General features: G+C 44.9%; 1 protein-coding gene. It reads left to right on the top strand.

Annotated features, from left to right (window positions below; translation table 11 throughout):
* Nucleotides 1-134: 134 nt before the first annotated feature.
* A partial coding sequence (locus JMX13_RS13635; RefSeq protein ID WP_201613361.1) for a helix-turn-helix domain-containing protein occupies nucleotides 135-581 on the top strand: 447 nt, incomplete at its 3' end.

Genomic DNA, 581 nt, shown 5'->3' with positions numbered 1-581 from the left:
TACATAATGGCTCAGTCTTATTGTTTTATTACTTAGATTAACACATGAAGTGCAATTTCAAACAGCAGGTGAAAAAGAGGCCTAGATGCGCTAGCATCACAGTTTCTATCCACCACCAAAGTGAGATTGCAACCATGAGCTATACACATCTAAGCCTAGGGGAACGATACCAGATTTATGCCCTTAAAGGGGCCGAACACAGTATTAAATTTATAGCCAAGGCATTAAACAGAAGTCCCAGCACCATATCAAGAGAGCTTGCACGCAATGAAAGCCAGCGTGGCTATCGAGCTAAACATGCCCAGAAACAAGCTTTATCGCGGCGAGCAAACAACGCGTTTACTATCATCTCAGAGGTTTGGGCTTGGGTTACAGACAAGCTTAAAGAGAGTTGGAGTCCTGAACAAATAGCAGGCGTCCATGGCGGTATCAGCCACATGAGTATCTATCGCTACCTGTGGACAGACAAGAAACAAGGTGGCGGGTTATGGCAGTGTTTAAGACGTAAAGCCAAACCTTACCGTCAAAGGCTGACTGACGAGACTCGTGGTCGCATCAATGATAGGGTCTCTATTCATAAG

It is taken from the genome of Psychrobacter immobilis, from assembly GCF_904846285.1.
Lineage (GTDB): Bacteria > Pseudomonadota > Gammaproteobacteria > Pseudomonadales > Moraxellaceae > Psychrobacter > Psychrobacter immobilis_D.
This window is presented reverse-complemented; position numbering and strand designations above follow the sequence as displayed.